We start from the raw sequence: 920 nt of genomic DNA, 5'->3' as shown, positions 1-920 counted from the left end.
CGTTGCCTGGTCGCCGCGTTCGACGCGGGCCTGTCCGCGTACGAGACGATGGGCGCCGGCCGTGACGCGGCCCGGGTCCGCCGCCGGCTGCGGCGCCTGGGCGTACGCCGCCGGCACTGGAGCAACACCGACCGCCCGGTCTCCGGCTGGGCGAGCCTCACCGACACCGAACGCACCGTGTCGGAGCTGGTCGCCCAGGGTCTGACGAACCGCCAGGTGGCCGACCAGCTGTTCATGAGCGCGCACACGGTGGCGTTCCATCTGCGCCATGTGTTCCGCAAGCTGAACATCGGCTCCCGCGTGGAACTGACCCGCCTGACCCTCCAGCGCAGCGCCTGAGCGCCCGGGAGGCGTCAGTCTCCGGGCCGCCCCTTGGCGACCACGACCTGCGCCGGTCGCAGCCGGCGCGTTCCCTCGCCGTAGCCGGGCACCAGGACCCGTACGACCGTGCCGTCGGGCGCCTCGGAGGGCACGACGGTGACCGCCTGGTGGCGCGCCGGGTCGAACCGGGCGCCCATGTCGTCCTGGCGCTGGCGGGGGTAGCCGAGGCGTGCGATGACGTCGCGGGCCTGGTCGAGGACGGCGCGGACGCCCTGGATGACGGCTTCGGGTTCGGCGTCGGCGTGTTCGAGGGCGCGTTCGAGGCCGTCCAGGACCGGCAGCCACCGCGCGGCGGTACGGGCGCGTTCGGCGTCGCGTTCCTCGTCCAGGGCCCGGACGGTGCGTTTGCGATAGTTGTCCAGATCCGCCAGCGCCCGCCGCCACCGGTCCTCCAACGCGGAGATCTTCGCCGCATGATCGTTCTCCGGGGGTGCGGCCTCCGGCTCCTGGGGACGCGGCGCCTCGCACCCCCGGAGATCTTCGCCGCATGATCGTTCTCCGGGGGTGCGGCCTCCGGCTCCTGGGGACGCGGCGCCTCG

Annotated in this window: 2 protein-coding genes; one reads left to right on the top strand and one right to left on the bottom strand. The window is 74.1% G+C overall.

Annotated features, from left to right (window positions below; all coding sequences use genetic code 11):
- Positions 1 to 339, top strand: a 339-nt coding sequence (locus ACFFNX_RS52075; protein ID WP_378213904.1) for a LuxR family transcriptional regulator, incomplete at its 5' end; no start/stop codon positions are given.
- A 14-nt stretch (positions 340 to 353) separates the two neighbouring features.
- Here the strand turns inward: ACFFNX_RS52075 and ACFFNX_RS52070 are convergent.
- Entirely contained in the window at positions 354 to 785 is a 432-nt protein-coding gene (locus tag ACFFNX_RS52070; protein ID WP_378213905.1) for a nucleotide exchange factor GrpE, read from the bottom strand.
- Between the last annotated feature and the right edge of the window lie 135 nt (positions 786 to 920).

The sequence above is a fragment of the Actinoallomurus acaciae genome (genome assembly GCF_042429965.1).
Classification (GTDB): Bacteria; Actinomycetota; Actinomycetes; order Streptosporangiales; family Streptosporangiaceae; genus Actinoallomurus; species Actinoallomurus acaciae.
The sequence above is the reverse complement of the archived record's forward strand: the minus strand, read 5'-3'. Positions and strand labels throughout refer to the sequence as shown.